18 protein-coding genes are annotated in these 26,149 nt (G+C 41.9%); 13 read left to right on the top strand and 5 right to left on the bottom strand.

Going from position 1 to position 26,149, the window contains the following annotated elements; all coding sequences use genetic code 11:
• Positions 1-8: 8 nt before the first annotated feature.
• The 3 genes from DWZ47_RS16530 to DWZ47_RS16520 form a co-directional block, all read right to left on the bottom strand.
• Positions 9-3,251, bottom strand: a complete 3,243-nt coding sequence (locus DWZ47_RS16530) for a TonB-dependent receptor (protein ID WP_032849568.1) — start codon at positions 3,249-3,251, stop codon at positions 9-11.
• Positions 3,252-3,477: 226 nt separating this feature from the next.
• A complete protein-coding gene (locus DWZ47_RS16525; RefSeq protein WP_008776325.1) occupies positions 3,478-4,473 on the bottom strand; it encodes a FecR family protein in 996 nt (331 codons plus the stop codon).
• 97 nt (positions 4,474-4,570) lie between these two features.
• Positions 4,571-5,137, bottom strand: a complete 567-nt coding sequence (locus DWZ47_RS16520; RefSeq protein WP_117513825.1) for an RNA polymerase sigma factor — start codon at positions 5,135-5,137, stop codon at positions 4,571-4,573.
• 269 nt (positions 5,138-5,406) lie between these two features.
• On the opposite strand from DWZ47_RS16520, the gene DWZ47_RS16515 reads away from it, so the two are divergent.
• The 9 genes from DWZ47_RS16515 (at position 5,407) to DWZ47_RS16475 (ending at position 15,100) form a co-directional block, all read left to right on the top strand.
• Positions 5,407-7,698 (top strand): NADP-dependent malic enzyme, encoded by a 2,292-nt coding sequence (locus tag DWZ47_RS16515; RefSeq protein ID WP_004306858.1) that lies wholly within the window; start codon positions 5,407-5,409, stop codon positions 7,696-7,698.
• A complete protein-coding gene (locus tag DWZ47_RS16510; protein ID WP_004297674.1) occupies positions 7,695-7,871 on the top strand; it encodes a hypothetical protein in 177 nt (58 codons plus the stop codon). The genes DWZ47_RS16515 and DWZ47_RS16510 overlap by 4 nt, the downstream gene beginning before the upstream one ends.
• 247 nt (positions 7,872-8,118) lie before the next feature.
• Positions 8,119-9,453 carry an NADP-specific glutamate dehydrogenase gene (locus DWZ47_RS16505; protein WP_004297671.1) on the top strand — a complete coding sequence of 445 codons (1,335 nt, stop codon included), beginning with the start codon at positions 8,119-8,121 and terminating at the stop codon, positions 9,451-9,453.
• A gap of 304 nt (positions 9,454-9,757) precedes the next feature.
• Positions 9,758-11,218 carry a catalase gene (locus DWZ47_RS16500; RefSeq protein ID WP_004297668.1) on the top strand — a complete coding sequence of 487 codons (1,461 nt, stop codon included), beginning with the start codon at positions 9,758-9,760 and terminating at the stop codon, positions 11,216-11,218.
• Between the two features lie 162 nt (positions 11,219-11,380).
• Entirely contained in the window at positions 11,381-11,599 is a 219-nt protein-coding gene (locus DWZ47_RS16495; protein WP_004297664.1) for a helix-turn-helix transcriptional regulator, read from the top strand.
• Positions 11,596-11,922, top strand: a complete 327-nt coding sequence (locus DWZ47_RS16490; RefSeq protein WP_004297663.1) for a HipA N-terminal domain-containing protein — start codon at positions 11,596-11,598, stop codon at positions 11,920-11,922. The genes DWZ47_RS16495 and DWZ47_RS16490 overlap by 4 nt, the downstream gene beginning before the upstream one ends.
• 2 nt (positions 11,923-11,924) lie before the next feature.
• Positions 11,925-12,875: a HipA domain-containing protein gene (locus DWZ47_RS16485; RefSeq protein WP_032855996.1), complete on the top strand. Its 951-nt coding sequence runs from the start codon at positions 11,925-11,927 to the stop codon at positions 12,873-12,875.
• A 257-nt stretch (positions 12,876-13,132) separates the two neighbouring features.
• Positions 13,133-14,278, top strand: coding sequence for a PCMD domain-containing protein (locus DWZ47_RS16480; RefSeq protein WP_004310075.1), 1,146 nt, complete (start codon positions 13,133-13,135; stop codon positions 14,276-14,278).
• Positions 14,279-14,305: 27 nt separating this feature from the next.
• Positions 14,306-15,100, top strand: coding sequence for a porin family protein (locus DWZ47_RS16475; RefSeq protein ID WP_117513823.1), 795 nt, complete (start codon positions 14,306-14,308; stop codon positions 15,098-15,100).
• Between the two features lie 123 nt (positions 15,101-15,223).
• Here the strand turns inward: DWZ47_RS16475 and DWZ47_RS16470 are convergent, their stop codons facing one another.
• Positions 15,224-16,804 carry a PCMD domain-containing protein gene (locus tag DWZ47_RS16470; RefSeq protein WP_117513821.1) on the bottom strand — a complete coding sequence of 527 codons (1,581 nt, stop codon included), beginning with the start codon at positions 16,802-16,804 and terminating at the stop codon, positions 15,224-15,226.
• A 263-nt stretch (positions 16,805-17,067) separates the two neighbouring features.
• Between DWZ47_RS16470 and DWZ47_RS16465 the strand changes: the two genes are divergently transcribed.
• Complete coding sequence (locus tag DWZ47_RS16465) at positions 17,068-17,913, top strand: helix-turn-helix domain-containing protein (RefSeq protein WP_004310069.1); 846 nt, start codon at positions 17,068-17,070, stop codon at positions 17,911-17,913.
• 22 nt (positions 17,914-17,935) lie between these two features.
• Here DWZ47_RS16465 and DWZ47_RS16460 read toward each other — a convergent pair whose 3' ends face one another.
• Entirely contained in the window at positions 17,936-20,905 is a 2,970-nt protein-coding gene (locus DWZ47_RS16460; protein ID WP_117513819.1) for a PEP/pyruvate-binding domain-containing protein, read from the bottom strand.
• A gap of 171 nt (positions 20,906-21,076) precedes the next feature.
• Here DWZ47_RS16460 and DWZ47_RS16455 point away from each other — a divergent pair, with 171 nt between their 5' ends.
• The 3 genes from DWZ47_RS16455 (at position 21,077) to DWZ47_RS16445 (ending at position 26,127) form a co-directional block, all read left to right on the top strand.
• Positions 21,077-23,194 (top strand): prolyl oligopeptidase family serine peptidase, encoded by a 2,118-nt coding sequence (locus DWZ47_RS16455; RefSeq protein ID WP_117513817.1) that lies wholly within the window; start codon positions 21,077-21,079, stop codon positions 23,192-23,194.
• A gap of 199 nt (positions 23,195-23,393) precedes the next feature.
• Entirely contained in the window at positions 23,394-24,731 is a 1,338-nt protein-coding gene (gdhA, locus tag DWZ47_RS16450; protein ID WP_004310063.1) for an NADP-specific glutamate dehydrogenase, read from the top strand.
• Between the two features lie 232 nt (positions 24,732-24,963).
• Complete coding sequence (locus DWZ47_RS16445) at positions 24,964-26,127, top strand: M24 family metallopeptidase (protein ID WP_117513816.1); 1,164 nt, start codon at positions 24,964-24,966, stop codon at positions 26,125-26,127.
• The last annotated feature ends 22 nt before the right edge of the window (positions 26,128-26,149 follow it).

The following is a 26,149-nucleotide window of genomic DNA, read 5'->3' as shown; positions in this document are numbered from 1 at the left end:
CGCAGCTATTAAAATTCAACATTCAAACCAAAAATTACCGCCCTCGATTGAGGATAAGTACCATAGTCCACCCCTTGAGCAACGGAGTCTCCGCCAAAAGCATTTACTTCAGGATCGTATCCTTTGTATTTAGTCAGTGTGAAGAGATTCTGTCCGGTGACGTAAGCCTGCAATCTGGACAGATGTATCTTATTCAACCATTTCTTAGGAAAATTATAGGATAAAGTGACTGTTTTCAGGCGCAGGTAAGATCCATCTTCTACAAAACGGGAGGAGTTATGATTATTCTCTGTATTACCAACGCGGGGGACATTGGTAATCATACCCGGTCGTTTCCAACGATCCAACACACGAACCGACTGGTTTCTAAAGTCTGTCATGCCTTCCATATCAATACGCGATGCATTAAAAATCTTATTGCCCTGACTTCCCTGCAAGAATACAGACAGGTCGAAACCGGCATACGAAAATGTATTCGTCATACCGTAAATGAACTTGGGCTGGGCATTTCCCAAAGTAGTGCGATCTTCCGGATCGATAAAACCGTTACCATTCAAGTCACGATAGATAATATCTCCGGTTTCCGGATCAACGCCTTCTGATATGTAACCAAAGAATGTGCCTAACGGAAGACCTTCTTTCAGGATGACGGCTTTCTCCTTGGATTCGTACATTTCAGCATAATAATAAACTTTATTCAAACCGAGCTTCGTCAGCTTATTCCGGTTGAAAGATATATTGAAATCGGTATTCCACTGAAAGTTACCTTTAAAATTCTGGGAAGAGAGAGTGAACTCCATACCTTTATTCACCATCTCACCGTCGTTTCTTGTCACACTGCTCGGCACCACATTCTCCGGCAGGCTGACTGTCAATAGTAAATCGGTGGTCTTTTTGTAGTAAGCATCAACCGAGAAGGATAAGCGGGAATCAAACATGGTCAGGTCGAGTCCCAGATTCCATTGGCTTGTTTTTTCCCAGGTCAGTTCTTTATTGGCTGCCGAGCCGGGTTTAATGGCAAGTCCCGGATATAAGTTTCCCTCCGAAACGGGCAGTTTACTGACGCTCATGGAAGCCATGTAAGCGTAGTTTCCAAAACCGCCTTGGTTACCATTCATACCCCATCCGGCACGTAATTTCAGGTCGGTAACAATGTCTTGTAAAGGTTGCATGAACTTTTCGCCTGAAATTCTCCAACCTGCAGAAACAGAAGGGAAAGTACCCCAACGATGTCCCGGGGCAAAACGAGAAGAACCGTCTGCACGGAAGTTAACTGTCAGCAAATAACGGCTGTCGTAATTGTAGGCTACACGACCCAGAAAAGAGGCCAGCGTCCATGCGGAAGCAGAAGAACCGCAAGCATCCTTATCCAGTTGATTGGCGGCACTGATGGAATGAATATCGGGATAAGACTCTGCCAGGTCGAAACCTGCCATCCACGAACCGTTATATTGTGCACGCTGCTGGGTAGCCCCTCCCAAAATAGAAAGGTTATGTTTGTTGAATGAACAATCATAGGTCAGCAAATTTTCAAAAAGCCATTCGAAGTTTCGTGAGAAACTCTCTTCCACACGCCCTTTTGTACCCCGTCCGTCCGAAGTTGAAATCGGGTCCAGATAGTAGTCCCAATGTTCATTGGTCAGTTCAATGCCAAAAGTGGTTTTAAACTTCAGTCCTTTGAGTATGTCAACCGTGAAGCCGAGTGAGCCATTTATATGGTCTGTATTCGTGTTACTGTCTGCGGCATTGGCAGCCAGCGGATTCAGAATACGTGCACCGTAAGCCTGTTCATCATATTCGTTCGGATCATACGGATTCCGCTTCTGCATAAACGGAGGAGTATTCACAACGGATAAGATGGAACCGGCACGCAAAGAACTACGGCTTTCGTTCACCCATTGTCCGCCTGTATGCGAATATGCAAAATTGAGTGCCATCTTTAGCCATTTGGTCTGCTCACTATCCAGGTTTGCACGGAAATTATACCGATTGAAATGTGCTTTTTCCACGATACCCTGTTCGTCGGAATAACCTCCGGAAACAAAATATTGCAGTTTCTCGGTTCCATTTGCCACAGACAACTGATAGTTCTGATTGACACCCGTACCGAAGAATAAATCAGTCCAGTCCACATAGCGCGTTTCACTTTCGGGGATATTGGGGGCAACATCCGAAACTGCTTTCAAGTCTTTCATCAAGTCTTTATATTGTTCTGTATTCAACGCATCTATTTTTTTCCCTAATTTAGAGAAACCCACATAAGCACTCATTTTCACTTGTGGTGCACCGATCTTTCCTCTTTTAGTCGTAATCAACACTACTCCGTTTGCCGCACGTGCTCCGTAAATAGCTGCCGATGAGGCATCTTTCAGAATTTGCATGCTTTCAATATCATTCGGACTGATATTCGAAATGTCATCCGACGGCAAACCGTCCACCACATACAACGGTTCATTGGATGCCTGTACCGAAGTGGCTCCTCTCACCCGGATTGTCACTCCGGAACCCGGCATACCCGACGGCTGCACAACCTGAATACCGGCTGCCTTTCCCTGAATAGCCTGTGCAGCTGTCATAATCGGACGTTCTTCAATATCTGCCGTGGAAACGACAGATACCGCAGTCGTAATATCTTTCCGTTTCATAAACCCGTATCCCACTACGACTACCTCTTCCAGTACCTGCGAATCTTCGCTCAATGACACATTGTATATGTTCTGCTTATTGACCGTATGAGATTGGGAAACATAACCGATATAGGAGAAACTGATTTTTGCCCCCACAGGAGCTTCCAAAGAGAAACGACCGTCTATATCGGTAGCGGTTCCAATATTCTCTCCCTCCACTCTCACTGTGACACCAATCAAGGGTTCTCCCCTCCGGTCGGCCACAACACCGGTGATTGTTTTCTTATCGCCTTTCTGGGGGGCGTTCTGTTCACTTTTCAGAGTAAGCACCACTTGCTTACCCGATTCTATTTTATAACTAATAGATGATCCTTTGAAAACTTTTTCTAAAACCGCATCAATACTTTCATTACTCACTGTCAATGAAATTTTTTGATCTAATCCGGGAAGCTTATCCGTATAAAAAAAGCTGTAATCAGCCTTCTTTTCAATCACTCGTATCGTCTGGCGTATCGTCTGATTCTTCACAGAGAAAGTGATCTGCGCACTTGCCTCTTGAGACACAAACAACAAGATACAACTGAACATAACAAGCCTGAATATGATATGTAATTGTTTTCTCATTAGTAATTAGCTTTAAATTCTTTAAAATATAAGTCTGAAAATTAGACTTTTTATTATCTTTGTAAAATCGTGAAGCAAAAAGGATTCCCTTTCCCTTATCCGCATAAGGAAAATTTCTTTTTTACTATCATGTATAAACCGTATTTGATTTCGGGGTAGAATTATGCTGCTACATAATTCTACCCTCTTTATTTTATTATGAGGTGTCTTCCATAAATCGTCCTTTTTAGTTAATACTACTTCCTATTCTCACCGTATCTCCTTCTAACTCATAGGTTAAAGGATAAGTAAGGCTTATAATGTAAAATACATTATGCAAGCTGCTGTTCCGGATGGTTCCGGAAAATGGCACGTTCTTCAGTTTCTCGGAGTCAAACACGACTTTCACTCCGTACATCCGCTCCAGCGTAGTCGCGATCTCCGCTAAAGAGGATGAATTAAAAATCAACATATTGTTCCGCCAAAAGTCGATTTCACGCATATCCGAGATGGGCGATTTAGTAAATGTCTGCTTGTTCTTATGGTATTCTACCTTCTCCCCGGGTTTCAACAAGGTTACGTCCGTTTTATTAGAAACCTTGACGCTTCCTTCTGCCAGCAGTGTTGTGACAGAATGATCGTCACAATAGCCTTTCACATCAAAGGTGGTTCCCAACGCTTCTATCTCCAGATCATTGCAGCAGACGATAAAACGTTTATCTTTGTTTTTCGCCACTTCGAAATAGGCTTCTCCGTCCAAATAGATTTTCCGGTCGGATTTGTTGTACTCCGCATCATAAGAAAGATGAGTAGCCGAATTTAACCAGACTTTCGTTCCATCGGGCAAAGTCAGATTCGCTTTCTGTCCATAATCGACAGCCACCATGAAAGGGTCCTGTGACACCTTATTCATGTGTTCTACCCCAAAGTAAGTGGCCAGTCCCAAACAAACCGGTAATAAGATAGTGGCTGCCACCTTATATATAATAGGTTGCCAGCGCCGTTTCTTCGGAGATAGTATCTTGGGCTCATCCAGATTCCTCTGCAGATGGTTCCACATTTCTTCTTCCACTGTCTTATCGATTTCGACGGCTGCTTCTTTCCACATTTGCTCGCAAAGCAGATTAAACTCATTACGAATTCCGGGTTTACGAATCCATTCAATAAGTATCCTTCTTTCTTCAGAAGAGGCCTCCTTTTTGAAGAATTTTTCCAATAGTACTATGTAATCGTGTTGCTCCATAATTTTCCTGTTCTATTTATACTAGTCTTGAGAGACAGAAAAGGACTACAGAGAAATCGAAATAGTTCAGATATTAACTTTTATTAAAACTTCTATATTAGATATCATGTAAGAAGAGAGAGACTGAAAAGGCAATTATTCCCAGTTTGTCACGCAAGAAATCCAAAGAACGGTGTACCTGTGTGGCAACAGTCTTTTCCGAGATATTCAACTGGTCGGCTATCTCACGATAGTTCAACCCTGATTTCCAATAAAGCATAAAAACTTCCCGGCGCGCTGGAGGCAGTTCTTCTAAAAGTTTCAGGATATATTCTTCCAAAAACAAATAATCCAGTTCTTCATCTATCTCTACGGATTCGTCAGATGACTCATTCGCAAGCCTGTCTACATAATTTTGAAGCAGGAGTTCGCGTCTTACATAATGATATACCATGTTTTGGGATATTTTAAAAAGATAGCCGTCAAAATTCCCTTCCAGATCGATATTAAGCCGCTTCTCCCAGATATGGAGAAAAATATCTTGTGTGATATCTTTCGCCACCCCGGCATTGCTCACCATAGAAAGGACAAAATTATAAATGCGAGCATTGTATCCACGATACAATGCCTCAAAAACATTTTTATTTCCTTCTTTCAATAATTGAAGTTGCTGGGTGGTAATCATTATAAAATAAGGTTAAATCATATATCGATTCAAAAATAGCGAAATAACTAAAGCCGACAACCAAAGCACTTGTTAAAATTTCAATAAATCAATATCATAGCATTTAAAAGGGAATAGAATACAAAAACACATCCTTGACATATCATATCATAAATTCAGCCATTTTGCTATAAAATTAATAGAAATTATTAATCAACAGCTACAATTTCGAACTTTTATTCCTACATTTGCGGTCAAATGATAACTTATTAACAAATTTCATAAATACCATGGCTAAAATAACGAAAGAAGCCGCTTTGCTCTATCATTCACAGGGCAAACCCGGTAAGATTGAGGTAGTGCCTACCAAACCTTACAGTACACAAACCGACTTATCACTCGCATATTCTCCCGGTGTAGCAGAACCTTGTCTCGAAATTGAGAAGAATCCGCAAGATGCGTATAAATATACGGCTAAAGGTAATCTGGTAGCCGTTATTTCCAACGGTACAGCCGTACTCGGACTGGGTGATATAGGTGCATTGAGCGGTAAACCTGTAATGGAAGGTAAAGGTCTGCTTTTCAAAATTTACGCGGGCATCGACGTTTTCGACATCGAAGTGGATGAAAAAGATCCAGAGAAATTTATTGCTGCAGTAAAGGCTATTGCTCCTACTTTCGGAGGTATCAACCTGGAAGACATCAAAGCTCCCGAATGTTTTGAAATCGAACGTCGCCTGAAAGAAGAACTGGATATACCTGTCATGCACGACGATCAGCACGGTACTGCTATTATCTCCAGTGCCGGTTTGGTGAATGCCCTGCAAGTGGCCGGAAAGAAAATCGAAGATGTAAAAATCGTTGTGAACGGTGCAGGTGCATCTGCCGTATCTTGTACTAAATTGTATGTGTCACTGGGTGCACGTCTCGAAAACATCGTCATGCTGGATAGTAAAGGCGTTATCAGCAAGGCGCGCACGGATCTGAACGAACAGAAAAGATTTTTTGCAACCGACCGCACGGATATTCACACGCTGGAAGAAGCAATCAAAGGTGCAGATGTATTCCTCGGCCTGTCGAAAGGAAATGTGTTAAGCCAGGATATGGTGCGCAGCATGGCTCCGATGCCGATTGTGTTCGCATTGGCTAACCCGACACCGGAAATCTCTTACGAAGATGCCATGGCAGCACGTCCTGACGTACTGATGGCTACCGGACGTTCTGACTATCCGAACCAGATTAATAATGTAATCGGTTTCCCGTATATCTTCCGCGGTGCTTTGGATACTCACGCTAAAGCTATCAACGAAGAAATGAAGATTGCAGCCGTACACGCTATCGCTAATCTGGCAAAACAGCCGGTACCCGATGTAGTTAATGCGGCATACCACGTGAACAACCTCTCTTTCGGTGCGGAATACTTTATCCCGAAACCGGTAGATCCACGCCTCATCACCGAAGTTTCCTGCGCAGTGGCAAAAGCTGCTATGGAAAGCGGAGTGGCCCGCACTGAAATCAAAGACTGGGATGCTTACTGTGTTCACCTGCGCGAATTGATGGGTTATGAATCCAAGCTGACCCGCCAACTGTATGATACAGCCCGCCGTTCACCGCAACGTGTCGTATTTGCCGAAGGTATCCATCCGAATATGCTGAAAGCTGCCGTTGAAGCGAAAGCCGAAGGTATCTGTCATCCTATCTTATTAGGAAATGACGAGGCTATCGGAAAACTGGCAGAAGAAATGGATCTTAGCCTGGAAGGTATTGAAATCGTCAATCTCCGTCACCCGGACGAATCGGAACGCCGCGAACGTTACTCACGCATTCTTGCAGAAAAACGTGCACGCGAAGGCTTTACTTATGAAGAAGCCAACGATAAAATGTTCGAACGCAACTACTTCGGTATGATGATGGTGGAAACAGGAGATGCGGATGCTTTCATCACCGGACTTTATACAAGATATAGCAATACGATCAAAGTGGCCAAAGAAGTAATCGGTATCCAACCGGGCTTCAAACACTTCGGAACAATGCATATCCTGAACTCCAAGAAAGGTACTTACTTCCTGGCAGACACACTGATTAACCGCCACCCGGATACGGAAACATTGATTGACATCGCTAAATTGTCTGATAAAACAGTTCGCTTCTTCAATCACACGCCGGTTATCTCAATGTTGTCATACTCCAACTTCGGTGCTGATACTGCAGGTAGCCCTGTGAAAGTGCACGAAGCTGTTGCCCACATGCAGGAAGAATATCCGGAACTGGCTATTGACGGTGAAATGCAGGTAAACTTTGCCATGAACCGCGAATTGCGTGATACCAAATATCCGTTTACCCGCCTGAAAGGAAAAGATGTAAATACATTGATTTTCCCGAACTTGAGTTCAGCAAACGCCGGTTACAAACTGTTGCAGGCAATGGACCCGGATACGGAATTCATCGGCCCTATCCAGATGGGATTGAACAAACCTATTCATTTCACCGATTTCGAAAGCTCTGTCCGCGACATTGTCAATATCACAGCTGTAGCCGTGATCGACGCCATCGTTGACAAAAAGAAAAGAGGAGGTAAATGAAACGTCCGTTATCCAAATCACAAATAGTTTGCATCAGCCTACTTTGGTTGGCGCTTTGCTATCTAGTTCTGACAAAAGCCGAACGAATTGACGGGATGACGGTGGTAATGCTTGGCATTTCGGCAGCATTAGTGTTTATTCCTGTCTATAAGTCGATCAAAAAGAACAAATAAATATCTTTTTTCCTATTTTTAATGCGATAAAATATCAAATTTGATGTTTTATCGCATTTTTCTTTATAAAATGTTTGCTAGTTCAATTTTTATCTTTACTTTTGCAACCGAAAATAAATATCCGATGTACCCATACGCAGATGTGCAAATCTGCTATATAGCACAAAAGCACATAGTCAAACGGTATATTAGCAAATTGTCAAATTAGCACTTTATTTATATCAACCAATTAAAGAAAAAAAAGATTATGAATGCAGCAAAGGTATTAGACGATCTGAAAAGAAGATTTCCCAATGAACCGGAGTATCATCAAGCAGTAGAAGAAGTACTTTCTACTATTGAAGAAGAATACAACAAACATCCGGAGTTTGATAAAGTAAACTTGATCGAACGTTTGTGTATTCCTGATAGAGTATATCAGTTCCGCGTGACTTGGATGGATGATAAAGGTAATATTCAGACCAATATGGGTTACCGTGTTCAGCACAACAACGCGATCGGCCCTTACAAAGGCGGTATCCGTTTCCACGCATCTGTAAACCTTTCTATCTTGAAGTTCCTTGCCTTTGAACAAACATTCAAAAACTCACTGACTACTCTGCCAATGGGTGGTGGTAAAGGTGGTTCCGACTTCTCTCCTCGTGGAAAGTCAAATGCTGAAGTAATGCGCTTCGTACAGGCATTCATGCTGGAACTGTGGCGTCACATCGGTCCTGAAACTGACGTTCCTGCTGGTGACATCGGTGTTGGTGGCCGCGAAGTAGGTTTCATGTTCGGTATGTATAAAAAACTGGCTCATGAATTTACCGGAACATTTACAGGTAAAGGCCGCGAATTCGGTGGTTCACTGATTCGTCCGGAAGCTACAGGTTACGGTAACATCTACTTCCTGATGGAAATGTTGAAGAGAAAAGGAACTGACTTGAAAGGTAAAGTTTGTCTGGTTTCTGGTTCTGGTAACGTTGCTCAATATACAATCGAAAAAGTAATCGAACTGGGTGGTAAAGTAGTTACTTGCTCTGACTCTGACGGTTATATCTACGATCCGGACGGTATCGACCGCGAAAAACTGGATTATATCATGGAACTGAAGAATCTGTACCGTGGCCGTATCCGTGAATACGCAGAAAAATATGGTTGCAAATATGTAGAAGGAGCTAAACCTTGGGGTGAAAAATGTGATATCGCTCTTCCTTCTGCTACTCAAAATGAATTGAACGGTGACCACGCTCGTCAGTTGGTAGCAAACGGTTGTATCGCTGTATCTGAAGGAGCTAACATGCCTTCTACTCCAGAAGCTATCAAAGTATTCCAGGATGCAAAAATCCTTTATGCTCCGGGTAAAGCTGCTAACGCCGGTGGTGTATCAGTATCAGGTCTTGAAATGACTCAAAACTCTATCAAATTAAGCTGGAGCGCTGAAGAAGTAGACGAAAAGCTGAAGAGTATCATGAAGAATATCCACGAAGCTTGCGTTCAGTACGGTACAGAAGCTGACGGATACGTAAACTATGTGAAGGGTGCTAACGTAGCCGGATTCATGAAGGTTGCTAAAGCAATGATGGCACAAGGTATCGTATAATCAGCAAAAGATATATAAGCTATAGTTTATTTAAAAGCTCCCGTCTTCCGTGAAGGAAGTGCGGGAGTTTTTTTATGCAATAAAAAGATGTACGACACCCGGGTGTCAGCACAATAATCTTTGTAGAAAAATAAATAGCAGACAATACACACACAATTCATAGTTATTCTCTATCTTTAGATAGAAATTATCTGTTTGACAAGCGAGCAAAAGAAGCCTATCTTTGTTATATATTATAAACCCCGGATGAAAGAATAAAAGGAAACAGTCTGCTTATACTTGTATCCGACTAAAAAATCTATTTATGGAAAAGAAAAAACTTACTGCAGCGAACGGTCGTCCTATCGCTGACAATCAAAACTCGCAAACCGCAGGTCAACGCGGACCTGTAATGTTACAAGATCCCTGGCTTATAGAGAAGCTTGCCCATTTTGATCGTGAAGTAATTCCTGAAAGACGTATGCACGCTAAAGGTTCGGGAGCTTACGGTACGTTTACTGTCACCCATGACATTACAAAGTACACCCGTGCTGCTATTTTCAGTAAAGTCGGAAAACAAACAGAATGTTTTGTCCGTTTCTCCACCGTAGCCGGAGAACGTGGAGCTGCTGATGCAGAACGTGACATCCGTGGTTTTGCTATGAAATTCTATACGGAAGAAGGTAACTGGGATTTGGTGGGTAACAACACTCCTGTATTCTTCTTACGTGATCCGCTTAAATTTCCGGATCTGAATCATGCCATCAAACGAGATCCGAAAACCAATATGCGTAGCCCGAACAGTAACTGGGACTTCTGGACGCTTTTACCGGAAGCATTACATCAAGTTACTATCACTATGAGTCCGCGTGGTATTCCTTATTCATATCGCCACATGCACGGATTCGGCAGTCATACTTATAGTTTTATCAATGCAGAAAATCAACGTATTTGGGTTAAATTCCATCTGCGTACCTTGCAGGGTATCAAGAATCTGACAGACCAGGAAGCAGAAGCAATAGTTGCTAAAGATCGCGAATCTCATCAACGTGATCTCTTCGAGAGCATCGAAAAGGGCGATTATCCGAAATGGTTATTCCAGATTCAGTTAATGACGGAGGAAGAAGCGGACAACTATCGTATCAACCCGTTTGACCTGACTAAAGTATGGCCGCACAAAGATTTCCCTCTACAAGATGTTGGTGTCCTTGAACTGAACCGCAACCCGGAAAATTATTTTGCTGAAGTGGAACAAGCTGCTTTCAACCCGATGAATATTGTAGACGGTATCGGTCTGTCTCCCGACAAAATGTTACAAGGTCGTTTATTCTCTTATGGCGACGCACAACGTTATCGTCTAGGGGTGAATGCTGAACAAATCCCGGTCAACAAGCCTCGTTGTCCTTTCCACGCCTATCATCGTGACGGTGCTATGCGCGTAGACGGTAACTACGGTGCTACCAAAGGGTATGAACCGAACAGTTACGGCGAATGGCAGGATTCTCCTGACATGAAAGAACCGCCTCTTAAAGTTACCGGTGAAGTTTACAACTACAATGAACGGGAATATGACGACGATTATTATAGCCAACCGGGCGACTTATTCCGATTGATGCCGGCTGAAGAACAACAATTATTGTTCGAAAATACAGCCCGTGCCATGGGAGACTCCGAATTGTTTATCAAACAACGTCATGTGCGCAACTGCTACAAAGCCGATCCTGCATATGGAACAGGAGTTGCCAAAGCGCTGGGTATTGACTTACAAGAGGCTTTGAAAGAATAATCTGCTATCACTTTCCTCTACAGGTACTCCTTCTTCCCAAAGAAAGAGTACCTGTTTTCTTATACCCCATAAGGTATAATTCATAAATCTACAACTAAATTTATACCCTAAAGGGTGTAAAATAGAAAATTTACATTATCTTTGTACCCAAAAGGGTATAATATGAACGATAAATCATTATCAGAATACGTCAAGCAAATGCGTAAAGAACATAACTTGACCCAAGTAGAGCTGTCCGAAAAATCAGGAGTCGGGTTACGTTTTGTACGCGAACTCGAACAGGGGAAACAGACTTTGCGTCTTGATAAAGTAAATCAAGTGCTTAGTCTCTTTGGAACGGAAGTGGGTGTTGTACCAATAAGTAAATTCAACAAGCTATGAGACAAGCACTCATATACAACCAAGACCAGTTGGCAGGATTGCTTACAGAAGATGAAAATGGCTATACCTTTCAATATGATACAGCCTACATTAAATCCAGCGATGCGGAATCTATCAGCCTCACACTGCCAATCTCGGAAAAGCCATATACAAGTCTAATATTATTCCCATTCTTTGACGGTCTTATTCCTGAAGGCTGGCTTTTAGATATTGCTGAAAAAAGTTGGAAGATAAATCGACGTGACCGTATGTCACTACTGCTTGCCTGTTGCAAAGATTGTATCGGTGCAGTTAGTGTGATTCCCATCTTAAATAAAGAATAATGATGAGCAGATGCCTATATTGTTATCAGGAACTTGGCGAGGGAGAAACTGATTTTCACCCTCAATGCGGAAAGAAAATATTTGGGAGCAAAACAGTTCCTCTCCTACCTTATACAAAAGCGGATATTAAGCAACTTGCCGAACAAGTCATACGCTCACAAACCACACTTACAGGAGTGCAAGCAAAATTGTCTCTCGATATATCATCGTCCCCCAACCAACCGCAACGCTTTACTATCGTTGGTTTATGGGGACGTTATATTCTCAAACCGCAAACGGAACAATTTAAATACATGCCTGAAGTTGAGGATTTAACGATGCATCTTGCCGAATTGGCTAAAGTGAACGTTGTCCCTCATTCATTGATTCGTTTTGCCGATGGCGAATTGGCCTATATCACTAAACGCATAGATAGAACCGCAAAGGGTGAAAAGTTGCCAATGGAGGATATGTGCCAGCTCTCGGAACGCCTCACAGAGTATAAATATAAGGGTTCTTATGAAAAGATAGCAAAGATAATTATGCAATATTCCTCTGTGCCAAAACTTGACGTAATAAATTTCTGGGAACAAGTCGTTTTCTCATGGCTGACCGGAAATGCGGATATGCATCTGAAAAACTTTTCACTTTATAGTCAGCGTAAAGGCTATTATTCACTGACCCCGGGATATGACATGATCTCTACGGCACTCCTCATGCCGGAGGACACTGAAGAATTGGCTTTGACACTTTATGGAAAAAGACGCAAAATCAAGCGTTCTGATTTTGAAGTTGCCATGAATAGTTGCAGTTTAGAGAAAAAGATCATAGACAACCTATTTTCTAAATTTACCAAAGTTGCCGAAAAATGGTTAGAGTTCATAGATATTTCTTTCTTGCCTAAAGAAATGAAGCAACAGTACAAGCTGATTATAACAAGAAAGTATCAATCCTTCTTTGATGCGCAAATATAAAAACAGGCTAATACAACGAAATGACATGAAACTTAGAGAGGATAAAATTCTAAACATAAGGATCTATTAATTAGATATTTAATAGTTCCTTTCCTCTCGCTTTAAGAAAGAGGGCTTCCGAAAAGAAGCGGACAGCCTCTTTTATATATCATTACCGACAACTCTGATTTTTCTTTTAACATTCTACAGAAATAGCCACTCAACTATTTTAACTATCTTTGTCCCCTGTATAACCCCTTAATATTTATAACAGACTGATGAAACTAAAAAATTTATTCGCCGGAATGATATTATGTCTGGCAGTTGCTTCCTGCATTCAGGATGAAGCTCTAAACGTTGAAGCAGCTATAGACGGATGCAGCGGAAACGATATTCAACAATGTTTGATTGATCCAAACGAGTTCACTGTTCAGCTATATGTATCAAGAGCTGCCGATCCGTCTAAGATAAACATCAATTTTGACCTTCCTGCCGGAGCTTCCATAGCGCCTGTCAAACAGCTAGCCGAAGACGGAGTTAATACTTATAATTTCAAAGATGAAAATAACCCTAGAGAATTTAAGGTTACATCAGAAGATAGCGACTTTTCTGCTACCTATACAATCAGACTTTGGCAAACAGAAATGCCTATCACATACAACTTCGAAACGCTAAGTTCAGACAATCCTTACCATAAGTTTACTGAAGAGAATCCCTCCGCAGGAGCTATCATTCGTAGATTGGAATTAGCTAGCGGAAATCCTGGATTCGAACTGACTAAAATGGCAAAAACACCAGAAGACTATCCGACAGTACAAGTAAATGGAGGAGTTGATGGCGGTAAATGTGTAAAATTAGAGACTAAGAATACCGGCAGTTTTGGAAGCATGGTAAATATGCATATTGCAGCTGGTAATCTTTTCATTGGTTCATTTGAAGTAGGGCAAGCATTAAGCGATGCAATGAAAGCCACCCATTTCGGATTTCCATTCTTCTACTATCCACTTGAACTGAAAGGATCGTATAAATACAAGGCAGGTCCTATTTTCTCATCAAAAGGAGTACCAGTGGAAGGGAAAAAGGATAAATGTGATATTTATGGAGTATTATACGAAACAGATGCCAATGTACAATTTCTCGACGGTTCAACCTCACTCAATTCACCAAATATTGTAGCTTTGGCACGGAATCTTGAAAAGCTTCCTGAAACAGACAGTTGGACAGAGTTTAGCTTCAAATTCGAGCCAAAAAACGGCAAATCTATTGATTCCGACAAATTAGAAAAAGGTATCTACAAACTTGCCATCGTATTCTCATCCAGTGTAGACGGCGCGAAGTTTGAGGGAGCTGTAGGTAGCACCCTTTATGTAGACAAAGTTAAAATTGTTCAAACTTCTGACCCGAATGAATATCCCGCAAATTAATAATAAACCCAATCAATTGATAAAATAATGAAGAAAACAATATATTATAAAGTAGTAGGGATTGTATTCCTCACAATACTTTTTTCACATGTGGCATATGCCCAAAACGAACGTAACAAAGCTCTTATCTACTCATACTTACATGGATGGGAGTATAGTATCAAAGCAGGATTAAGCATTGGAGGTACTTCTCCTCTACCCTTACCTAAAGAAATACGTAATATTGATAGCTACTCTCCCAACATAGCTATCGCTATTGAAGGAAATGCTACAAAGTGGTTCGGTAATGACAAGAAATGGGGAATGACTGCGGGTATACGTCTCGAAAACAAAACTATGACAACCGAAGCTACCGTAAAAAATTACGGAATGAAGATCATCAACACTAATGGCGGCGAGCTACAAGGTCTTTGGACTGGTGGTGTAAAGACAAAAGTGAAAAATTCATATCTCACCATTCCTGTATTGGCTAATTATAAGATAAGTGACCGTTGGAAAGTATCACTTGGTCCTTATGTTTCTTATATGACTGAAAGCAACTTCTCCGGCCATGTATATGAAGGACATTTACGTACGCCTGATGAAACCGGTCAACGGGTAGATTTCAGCGGTGAAAGTGTTGCAACTTACGACTTCTCTGATAATTTACGCAAGTTTCAATGGGGAGCCCAATTAGGCGGTGAGTGGAAAGCTTTCAAACACCTTAATGTTTATGCAGATCTGACATGGGGGCTAAACGACATCTTTAAGAAAGACTTTGATACCATCACGTTTGCGATGTATCCTATCTATTTGAATATTGGGTTTGGATATGCGTTCTAAAGCTTATTACATAATAATTTTATCTAAAACTTTCATAATTGTCTAATTCCAACAACTTAAATTATGGAAATAAAAAGAGAGCTTTTATAATGAAGCTCTCTTTTTATTTCCATAACAAGGATTTTACTTACCTATCACCTCCAAATCATCTATAAAAAGTGTACTACCACCAGCACCGACAAAGAGATCACCTTTTTTACTTGAAGAACATACAATAGCTATCTGATAATCTTTACCTGCCTCATACTTTTTACCTTCCAAATTTTGAAATGGAATCTTAAACGATTCCCAATCAGCTTTTGCACTACCATCTGCCAATTGAGCTACTGCAACACGGCGATCTGAGGTATTTATATCATGCCCTGTAAGAGGAATATTATTTCCTTTCTCATCCAAAGTCGTCTCATACAATACAGCCATTATAGAACACTCATCTATAGCGCCTTCTACTACTTTTACCTCTTCAGGTTTAGTTGCTCCTTCGCCATTAATAAATTTTTCTCCCGGAATATATTTGTACCATCCTTTCAAATATAATGGTTCTTTATCATAAGGAACTCCAAATTTTGTTGCAGCAAGTCTATCAACACCTTCTGTCAAATTTAACTCAAATGTCCCTGTATATAAAGAACCGGCTGTTAATGCGGGGATCAAAGATGATGTTTTTGAACTAGTATCCAAAGTCACTAACTTGGCAGCATAAGATCCCGATTTCGCATCTGTACTCTTAGAAACTGGCATTTCTGTCAAAGAAACTTGCATAATCTTTAACATAGCAACTCCCTCCGTACTTGTAGCTAATACCTCTGTAGGTTTAGGTTTATCATAAGCATAACTTAAAAGACTACCTGCCACAGATTCCCAACCCTCGAATCCAAAAGCCAATACAGAAGTAGTTACTCTCGCAGGAGTCTTTACCACATACTCTACCGAAGTTCCATTCTCTGCTACAATCATAATAACCACATCCGAAGAAAAATCGATAGCAACTCCACTTTGTAAAACACAAGTTGCTTTTTCAGAATAAGCAAACGTAGGCACTAACCCTTTTAACAAATCAGGATTAGCATCCACCATAGCTTGATCAACATCAAAAGTTATTGTATTATCCTCATTAATCACAGGATGTCCTATAACACAGGCATTAGCCTCATTCTCTAAATCAAAAGTAAAAGAAAGAATTTTCGCTTCGCCACTTTCATTACCGCTCATCTTATCTCCCTCAAAAGCAACATCCACTGTTTGGCCTAAAGCTGCAACTGTTACACCTATTTTCATACTAACTTTCCCGTCTCTCACAGTTCCACTTACCGACGTAGGAAGCGTTCCTAACATTTGACCAAACTCTGTAGTAAACTTCAGATCTTTCTGTCCACTAAAAGATTGTACTCCATCTTTTTCTTCCACCGTACAAGGCACTTCAATATCACCTACCAACCGACCTGCAAATGAAAATTTTTTCAAAGACAATATGACTTGTGATGTTTGATCACCTGATTTAGCAATAGATATCACTTGAGAGACAGGATCAGCTGCACTTCCATCAATGGATACTACCAAATTACCTTTATAGCTACCACTAATATCAGTAACTTCTGTCTGATCATCACCATTCTTTCCATTATCATCATCGTCACTACAAGACGTAAACAATGTCGCAGTACACAATACTGCAAACAGATAATAAAATAATTTCTTTTTCATTTCTAAATTCTCTTTTTAATTAATAAAAGCAAATACGCGATATACCATCGCATAGATCCAAAATTTCACAGCTGCAAAGTAACTACTATTTCCACATCTCCGCAAGGTCTATTTTTCTTGTTTCTGTTCTATTTTTAAAGAAATATACTCAAAACCCCTTGTAATATACCATTTTTCAAGTCAAAATTATAATTTAAGAAAAGAAAAGAGAGCCTATTTCCCTAAATCTACATATCTTTGTTATAAAGTAAGAAGTACGAAACATGGAAGAATTACCCAAAATAGACTTACCTGAAGAATGGCTTATAGGTACAGGAGTTAACAAAGAATTGCTCAATTTATATACAAACTTTCCCTGCCGGTTGAAATCGGAAATATTCGTATTATGTATGGATGGAGAAATTGAGGCTTCAGTCAATCTAAACCGTATCACAGTACGAGCTAACGATTTTGTTACTATCATGCCGGGAAGCATTCTTCAGATACACAGTGTAAGCGGAGAACCAATACTTTATTTTGGAGGATTCTCATCAAAATACATAGAACAAGCCAATTTGACACCTTCATCTATCAAGACTTTATTTATAACGATAGGACGACCTGTCATTTCATTAAAACCGGAAGGAGCCAAGTTATTGGCGGAGTACTTTCAATTCTTGATAAAATTATATGCCTTTTTCAATGAATCAACCCGTAAAGGTATTACTCCGCACTTGTACAACAACATACACGCAGGGATAGCTGCCATGTATAACACCCAACTACAAAACACCAAAGAATTTTTATCTAAAGGTGAATTAATCTACAAAAACTTCACTCAACTGGTGATGCAGAATTACAATCATACCCGAAATGTAGCATGGTACGCCAAAAAACTCAAAATCTCAAATATTCACCTATGTACAACAGTTAAGAAAGTCACTGGGAATACATGTGCAGAAATCATTGCACACATGGTCATCATGGATGCCAAATCACAATTAAAGTCCACCCATCTTTCCATTCAAGAAATTTCTAATTCACTCAATTTTGCCAACACATCGTTTTTTGGCAAATACTTTAAACGATATGTCGGCATGAGCCCATTAACCTATAGAAATAACGGATAAATAGAATAAACCATACACCACCTTAAGCCTCCGGCATCAAGACTACTCCCAGCTTCTTCTTACCGTCCATCTTGACTACCACAGGCTTTTCAAAGCGAACGTGACGGAGATAGTTCGTTTCCTGCACTGCCGGTTGCGCATTGAGGAAATCCTGATTATACACTCCATCATTCATAAAGGCGTTGATCGTGAAATACCCTACCCCGAAAGAAGTCAGGTTCTGGAAAAAGTGTGTCCCCTGACTGGGATCTACCCGGTAATTAGTCAGACCGGCTTCCACAATCACACGGGCAGCCGAGATATGCGGCCACTTCACCGGAATACCAAGCCATGTATCACTGCTTCCCCAACGTCCCGGACCGACAAGCACATAATTCTTTCCTTCATTCAAGAATTGTTGGTTAATCTTTTCTATCTCCCAGGCAATTGTCTGATTGTTGGAGGCACTATAATTATCGGTCTTTACATAGACCACATCATAAATATCATTCATGATACCATGTCCCAATGAATTATACGAGCGGAGAATCACATCTTCATCAGGAATCTCGTTCAAATCCTCGTCCAGCATTTCTTTGCTGTCTACGATAGGACGGATCTGCAATAGATAGAAAGTTCCGGATTTATCATGTTCGCGACTTAACGTTGCTGCAAATTCAATTTCAACCGGACGGCGCATCTCCTGTTCACCATATTTCAATACTAACTGCAGAATACGAGCCAACGGGAAAACATCATGTTGCAGGATATTGGCAAAAGTAATCACCTTACGTCCTCCCGGATATAAACCATCACGAATGATCTGATCGTACGGATCGTAGGTAGAAGCAATATAACGCAGAGCACCGTCACTTTCTGCCTCTTTGACATGAAGTTTCAGCAAATTAAAGCCATCGTCGATAGAAAAATCATGTCCGGCATTTTTCAAATCCAATGCATAGAAACGGGTTTGAGTCTCCTTGAGAGCAATTTCCATTTCGCTGGTCTGTAACACCTGATTAGGATGATAAGGAGAAAAACGAAGGGTCATGCCACCGTCAACAATATATTTTCCTAATCCCAAAGCCAGATTCACCGTTCCCTCTTCTGCCTTTTCATTCCCCAACGGATAATAATTGAGCGAGCGTGCCACACCGGACATGGAAGGATAATAACGGTCACCATACTGATTGCCAACTACTTCCTGTAAGATAACAGCCATTTTCTCCTGATCGATTACATTCGACGTAGCTTGCATATACGCTTTGCTGTCACGGAAATAAACCGAAGCATACACCCCTTTGATGGCATCGGAAAGCATCCGCAACATTTCATAGCGGTCGTCCAGATAAGGAATCATGTAAGTGTTGTAAATTCCGGCAAACGGTTGATAGTGAGAATCCTCCAACAAGGAAGAAGACCGAATGGCAATCGGAGACTTCACGACATCGAAGAAAGTGAAAAAGTCCTCTATCAACCGGTCCGGTAATTTAGCCTTCAGGAAGTATTTCAAAATCGTAGCATCATCCGCATCCGACAGTGCAATCTGATACAAGTTGTTGGTGTCCATGAACTCATCAAAGACATCCGTACAAAGCACCACTGTTTTAGGAATAGCAATACGCGCATTTTCAAACTCGTCAAACTCCGGATGACGCTTCACCATATTATCAATAAATGCCAGTCCACGCCCTTTTCCTCCGAGAGAGCCATCCCCGATACGGGCAAAGTTAGAATAACGGTCGAAGCGATCGCGCTTAAAGACCGCCACAACTCCCTGGTTCTTCATCTTACGATATTTCACAATCGCCTCAAAGATGATTTTACGGTGAGCATCCACATCCTGAAGACTATTCCAGGTTATCGGTTTCAAAAATTCAGCCACCGGGAACATGGCACGTGAATAAAACCAACGCGACACGTGATTCCTGCTGATATGATATAAGAAAGATTCCGCAGGTACGGCAAAAAGAATGTTTTGCAGCTCCTTCAAATTCCGGACGCGGGCAATCTCCTCCCCGGTATCCGGATTGCGGAAAATAAAATCACCAAAACCAAAATTATCGGAGACGATACGGCGCAAATCAACGTCCATCTTCTTGGAGTTCTTATCGATAAAGCTAGCACCATACTTGACTGCATAAGACGAATTTTCAGATTCGGAAGACTGAATAATCAAAGGAACAAACGGATCATTCTTACGTATCTCCGCACACAGCTTGATACCTGCCAGACCGTCTTTCTCTCCCCGTTCCACTTTCGGGAAACGGACGTCAGTGATTACCCCCAATATATTATTCTGATACTTATGATAGATCTCCATCGCCTCCTGATACGTACGTGCCAACACTATTTTAGGACGTCCGCGCATACGGAGCGTACGCTGGTGTGCATTCAAGGCTTCGGTAGAGAATTCCTGACTCTGCTTCAACACGAACTTATACAGATTCGGCAAAATGGAAGAATAGAAACGAATGCCATCTTCCACCAAAAGAATCAGCTGCACACCGACCTCCTGTACATCGTGTTCCAGATTCATCTTGTCCTCTATCAACTTAATGATAGACACCAACAGGTCGGTATTACCCAACCAGCAGAACACATATTCGAACGCACTTAAATCTTCATTGATAATCCGTTTGGTAATACCATGGCTAAAAGGAGTCAGTATGACGATAGGAATATGCTCGTATTTCTCTTTGATGTGACGGCCGATATCGAAACTGTCATTATCCCCCGTGCTCGGCATACAAATCACCAGGTCGAACGACATATTTTCCAACTGTGACAATGCTTCCTCCTCCGTAGATACCTGCGAGAAACGAGGTGGATAGCGCAGAGACAAAGAAGTGTATTCATTGAAAATCTTCTCATCAATGCGCCCGTCATCCTCCAACATGAAAGCATCGTAAGGATTAGCGATTAATAACACGTTAAAAATCCGCCTTGTCATCAAGTTAGCGAATTGCGTATCTTTGAAGTAAAGCTGGTTTAATTTATATTTACTAAGCATAAAGTCATTCTCCTTTCTTATTTCAAATCGTCTATCTGCAGAATCACATTTTGCAAAGTTAATTCTTTAAATCTCATTTTCCACCATCTTCTTTATAAAGTTTACTTGTTTATCTCTTATTATTTTGTAGATTTGTAACTTTAAGTTTATTCAAAAAGACTTTTTATTCACATGAAAAAAGTAACTTTATTAATGAGTGGAATCATGGTGATGTCATGCGCTCCCCAACAGAAAAAGCTAGTCTACCCCGAGACGGCAAAGGTAGACACCGTAGACGTGTACTTCGGTACACAAGTTCCCGACCCTTACAGATGGCTGGAAAATGACACCAGTGCAGCTACTACTGCCTGGGTAGAAGCACAAAACAAAGTAACGAATGAGTATCTAAGTCAGATTCCATTCCGGGAAAACTTGTTGAAACGATTGACCACACTGGCCGATTACGAGAAGATCAGTGCGCCAATCAAGAAACATGGCAAATATTACTTCAGTAAAAATGATGGCCTGCAAAACCAGAGTGTATTCTACGTACAGGATTCACTGGACGGCGAGCCTCGCGTTTTCCTCGACCCGAACAAGCTCTCGGACGATGGCACAGTGGCACTGACCGGTCTTTACTTCTCAAACGACGGCAAATATACCGCTTACAGTATCTCACGCAGCGGATCGGATTGGTCTGAAATATTTGTCATGGACACTGAAAGTGGCAAGTTATTGGAAGAGCACATCGAATGGGCCAAATTTACCGGTGCCGCCTGGCAGGGAGACGGCTTCTACTACAGCGCCTACGATGCTCCCGCCAAAGGAAAAGAATTCTCCAACGTAAACGAAAAGCACAAAATCTATTATCACAAAATAGGTGAACCGCAATCGAAAGATAAACTGATTTATCAGAATCCGGCTTATCCGAAACGTTTCTATACAGCCAGCACCAGCGAAGACGAACGTATTCTCTTCCTCACAGAATCCGGTGCCGGAAGAGGCAACAACTTATTTATAAGGGACCTGAAAAAGCCGAATTCTCCTTTTATCCAGCTGACTACCGACCTCGACTACCAATACTACCCGATTGAAGTGATCGGCGACCAGATTTATATTTATACCAACTATGGCGCACCGAAAAACCGGATCATGGTAGCCAACATCAACCGTCCGAAACTGGAGGACTGGAAAGAACTCGTTCCCGAATCGGAAGCCGTTCTTTCAAACGCAGAAGTGATCGGTGGCAAACTGTTCCTTACTTACGACAAAGATGCTTCGAACCATGCATACGTTTACGGCCTCGACGGCAAACAAATTCAGGAGATTCAACTGCCGTCACTCGGTTCCGTAGGCTTTAGCGGCAACAAAGACGATAAAGAATGTTTCTTCGGATTCACTTCATTCACCATTCCGGGTGCCACTTACAAATATGATATGGACCAGAACACCTACGAACTATACCGTGCACCGAAAGTACAGTTCAACTCGGATGATTTTGTGACGGAACAAGTATTCTTTGCCAGCAAAGACGGTGTAAAAGTCCCGATGTTCCTTACCTATAAGAAAGATCTGAAGAAAGACGGCAAAAATCCTGTATTCCTCTACGGATACGGTGGTTTCGGCATCAGCCTCAACCCGGGTTTCAGTGCAATGCGCATCCCATTCCTCGAAAATGGCGGTATCTACGCACAAGTCAACCTGCGTGGTGGCAGCGAATACGGTGAAGACTGGCACGTAGCCGGAACTAAGATGCAGAAGCAGAATGTATTCGACGACTTCATCTCTGCTGCCGAATATCTTATCAACGAAAAATATACGAATAAAGACAAAATCGCCATTGTAGGTGGCTCCAACGGTGGTCTGCTAGTAGGTGCCTGCATGACACAGCGTCCGGACCTGTTCCGTGTAGCAATTCCGCAGGTAGGCGTGATGGATATGCTTCGCTATCATAAATTTACTATCGGTTGGAACTGGGCAAGCGATTACGGAACAAGCGAAGACAGCAAAGAAATGTTTGAATACCTCAAAGGCTATTCTCCATTGCACAACCTGAAACCGGGCACGAAATATCCGGCAACACTAGTGACCACTGCCGACCATGACGACCGTGTGGTTCCCGCCCATTCATTCAAGTTTGCCGCTACGCTGCAAGCAGACAACGACGGTACAAACCCGACACTGATCCGCATCGACAGCAAAGCAGGTCACGGTGCAGGCAAACCGATGGCAAAAGTACTTGAAGAACAGGCAGACATCTACGGTTTCATCATGTACAATTTGGACATGAAGCCGGATTTTAAGAAGTAAAAGTACAAAGTATTAAATTCAGGTATCAAGTATTAAGTATTAGCACTGAATACTTGATACCTAATGCTTTTTCTACTATCATTTTATCATTATTTAATCAAAATAATGGCATAAAATCAATCACATCTGAAAAATTTTCCTATATTTGCAGTGAGTTAGTTGACATTTTATCAGAATTAACCTTTTAAAATATAGTATCATGAACATCCAGAAAATCATGTCCTCTTTGGAGGCTAAGCATCCCGGTGAATCTGAATATCTTCAGGCAGTGAAGGAAGTTCTTCTTTCTATCGAAGATATATACAATCAACATCCTGAATTTGAAAAAGCTAAAATCATAGAAAGATTGGTAGAACCTGACCGTATCTTCACTTTCCGTGTGACATGGGTGGACGATAGAGGCGAGGTACAGACCAATCTCGGCTATCGTGTACAATTCAATAATGCGATAGGCCCATATAAAGGTGGTATCCGTTTCCATGCATCCGTTAATCTTTCCATTTTGAAGTTCCTCGGTTTCGAACAAACATTCAAGAATGCACTGACTACCTTGCCTATGGGTGGCGGTAAAGGCGGTTCCGATTTCTCTCCACGCGGAAAGAGTGATGCTGAAATCATGCGTTTCTGCCAGGCATTTATGCTGGAGTTGTGGCGTCATCTCGGACCGGACATGGATGTGCCTGCCGGTGACATCGGCGTAGGAGGACGTGAAGTGGGCTATATGTTCGGCATGTACAAGAAACTGACTCGTGAATTTACCGGTACATTCACTGGTAAAGGATTAGAATTCGGCGGTTCATTGATTCGTCCGGAAGCTACTGGTTTCGGAGGACTGTATTTTGTCAACCAGATGCTTCAGGCAAAAGGGATTGATATAAAAGGTAAGACAGTGGCAATCTCCGGTTTCGGCAACGTTGCCTGGGGAGCAGCTACTAAAGCTACCGAACTGGGTGCAAAAGTGATTACGATTTCCGGTCCGGACGGATATATCTACGATCCGGATGGTATCAGCGGCGAGAAGATAGACTATATGCTCGAACTTCGTTCTTCGGGTAACGATATTGTGGCTCCTTATGCTGAACAGTATCCGAACGCAACCTTCGTAGAAGGAAAACGCCCGTGGGAAGTGAAAGCAGACATCGCACTTCCTTGCGCCACCCAGAACGAATTAAATGGAGAAGATGCTCAAAATCTCATAAAAAATGACGTACTTTGCGTCGGAGAAATTTCCAATATGGGATGTACCCCTGAAGCTATCGATCTTTTCATTGAACATAAGACGATGTATGCTCCCGGTAAAGCGGTCAACGCAGGTGGTGTAGCCACTTCCGGTCTGGAAATGTCTCAAAACGCAATGCACCTTAGCTGGAGTGCTGCCGAAGTGGACGAAAAACTCCATGCAATCATGCACGGCATCCATGCACAATGCGTGAAATACGGCACGGAACCCGACGGATACATTAATTATGTGAAGGGTGCCAACATTGCCGGATTTATGAAAGTAGCTCACGCAATGATGGGGCAAGGCGTTATTTAGAAGACTTTGTTTAGTTGTATTTGTATTTGTGGTTTGCGCTGCTCGTCTCCTGTGACAGGACGCGGGTAGCGCTATTTTTTTGAGATTAACATTATTTTCGCTGGAATTAATTATCTTTGTAGCATGATAGGTTAAATAATAGTTTGTGAATTTGTTATATGCGATAAATAACTCACAACTAATAATTTACCATTATTGGTTTTGTAATTAATAATCAAGTAATAAATAAAAAATGCTACAACCCGAATTGAAATTTCGCCGTGACAAAATTCGCAGTCTGATGGTGTCGCAGGGCATTGACGCCGCACTTATCACGTGTAATGCAAATTTAATTTACACGTATGGCTGTGTAGTCAGTGGCTATCTTTACCTCCCCATTCATTCGCCTGCACTATTATTTTTTAAACGTCCTAATAACATCACAGGAGAGCACTCATTCTCTATCCGCAAACCGGAACAAATTGTTGATCTGCTGAAAGAACAAGGATTACCGATGCCAACCAAACTGATGTTAGAAGGTGACGAACTTCCTTATACGGAATATTGTCGTCTGGCCGGTCTCTTCCCGGAAGCGGAAGTGGTAAATGGTACCCCGTTGATTCGCCAGGCACGCAGCGTGAAAACACCTGTAGAAATTGAAATGTTCCGCCGCTCCGGCATTGCTCATGCAAAGGCTTATGAGCAGATTCCTGGTGTTTATCGTCCCGGTATGACGGACATTGAATTTTCCATCGAAATAGAACGCCTGATGCGCCTGCAAGGTTGCCTCGGGATTTTCCGGGTATTCGGACGCAGTATGGAAATATTCATGGGTAGCGTACTGACCGGAGATAATGCCGGTTACCCCTCTCCTTATGATTTTGCCTTAGGCGGTCAGGGACTTGATCCTGCCTTGCCGGGAGGAGCAAATAAAACTCCGTTAAAAGAGGGACAAAGCGTTATGGTGGACTTAGGTGGCAACTTCAACGGTTACATGAACGATATGAGCCGTGTATTCTCCATCGGCAAACTGCCCGAAGAAGCTTACACCGCCCATCAGGTTTGTCTGGATATCCAAGAAAAAATTGCTTCCATTGCCAGACCGGGTATTGCCTGTGAAGTGCTTTACGACACAGCAGTCGAAGTGGTCAAAGCAGCCGGATTTGCCGACAAATTTATGGGAACAGGACAACAAGCTAAATTTATCGGTCACGGCATCGGGCTTGAAATTAACGAAGCTCCGGTACTGGCTCCCCGCATAAAGCAACAATTAGAACCGGGTATGGTCTTTGCCCTCGAACCGAAAATCGTTATTCCGGGTGTAGGTCCCGTAGGTATCGAGAACTCTTGGGTAGTGACCAACGAAGGAATAGAAAAACTGACGAACTGCAATGAAGAAATCATTGAATTAAGTTAAACAGACGATGAAAAAGATGTGT

Origin of the sequence: Bacteroides sp. AF32-8BH, assembly GCF_003435205.1 — a bacterium.
Lineage (GTDB): Bacteria > Bacteroidota > Bacteroidia > Bacteroidales > Bacteroidaceae > Bacteroides > Bacteroides ovatus.
The sequence above is the reverse complement of the archived record's forward strand: the minus strand, read 5'-3'. Positions and strand labels throughout refer to the sequence as shown.

What these genes read in the sequence shown, in the direction of transcription:
- DWZ47_RS16470 (WP_117513821.1), bottom strand. Translation starts at nt 16,804, where the DNA reads ATGAAAAAGAAATTATTTTATTATCTGTTTGCAGTATTGTGTACTGCG.
- DWZ47_RS16515 (WP_004306858.1), top strand. Translation starts at nt 5,407, where the DNA reads ATGGCTAAAATAACGAAAGAAGCCGCTTTGCTCTATCATTCACAGGGC.
- DWZ47_RS16485 (WP_032855996.1), top strand. Translation starts at nt 11,925, where the DNA reads ATGAGCAGATGCCTATATTGTTATCAGGAACTTGGCGAGGGAGAAACT.
- gdhA (WP_004310063.1), top strand. Translation starts at nt 23,394, where the DNA reads ATGAACATCCAGAAAATCATGTCCTCTTTGGAGGCTAAGCATCCCGGT.
- DWZ47_RS16465 (WP_004310069.1), top strand. Translation starts at nt 17,068, where the DNA reads ATGGAAGAATTACCCAAAATAGACTTACCTGAAGAATGGCTTATAGGT.
- DWZ47_RS16520 (WP_117513825.1), bottom strand. Translation starts at nt 5,137, where the DNA reads ATGATTACCACCCAGCAACTTCAATTATTGAAAGAAGGAAATAAAAAT.
- DWZ47_RS16510 (WP_004297674.1), top strand. Translation starts at nt 7,695, where the DNA reads ATGAAACGTCCGTTATCCAAATCACAAATAGTTTGCATCAGCCTACTT.
- DWZ47_RS16505 (WP_004297671.1), top strand. Translation starts at nt 8,119, where the DNA reads ATGAATGCAGCAAAGGTATTAGACGATCTGAAAAGAAGATTTCCCAAT.
- DWZ47_RS16525 (WP_008776325.1), bottom strand. Translation starts at nt 4,473, where the DNA reads ATGGAGCAACACGATTACATAGTACTATTGGAAAAATTCTTCAAAAAG.
- DWZ47_RS16495 (WP_004297664.1), top strand. Translation starts at nt 11,381, where the DNA reads ATGAACGATAAATCATTATCAGAATACGTCAAGCAAATGCGTAAAGAA.
- DWZ47_RS16480 (WP_004310075.1), top strand. Translation starts at nt 13,133, where the DNA reads ATGAAACTAAAAAATTTATTCGCCGGAATGATATTATGTCTGGCAGTT.
- DWZ47_RS16490 (WP_004297663.1), top strand. Translation starts at nt 11,596, where the DNA reads ATGAGACAAGCACTCATATACAACCAAGACCAGTTGGCAGGATTGCTT.
- DWZ47_RS16500 (WP_004297668.1), top strand. Translation starts at nt 9,758, where the DNA reads ATGGAAAAGAAAAAACTTACTGCAGCGAACGGTCGTCCTATCGCTGAC.
- DWZ47_RS16530 (WP_032849568.1), bottom strand. Translation starts at nt 3,251, where the DNA reads ATGAGAAAACAATTACATATCATATTCAGGCTTGTTATGTTCAGTTGT.
- DWZ47_RS16460 (WP_117513819.1), bottom strand. Translation starts at nt 20,905, where the DNA reads ATGCTTAGTAAATATAAATTAAACCAGCTTTACTTCAAAGATACGCAA.
- DWZ47_RS16455 (WP_117513817.1), top strand. Translation starts at nt 21,077, where the DNA reads ATGAAAAAAGTAACTTTATTAATGAGTGGAATCATGGTGATGTCATGC.
- DWZ47_RS16475 (WP_117513823.1), top strand. Translation starts at nt 14,306, where the DNA reads ATGAAGAAAACAATATATTATAAAGTAGTAGGGATTGTATTCCTCACA.
- DWZ47_RS16445 (WP_117513816.1), top strand. Translation starts at nt 24,964, where the DNA reads ATGCTACAACCCGAATTGAAATTTCGCCGTGACAAAATTCGCAGTCTG.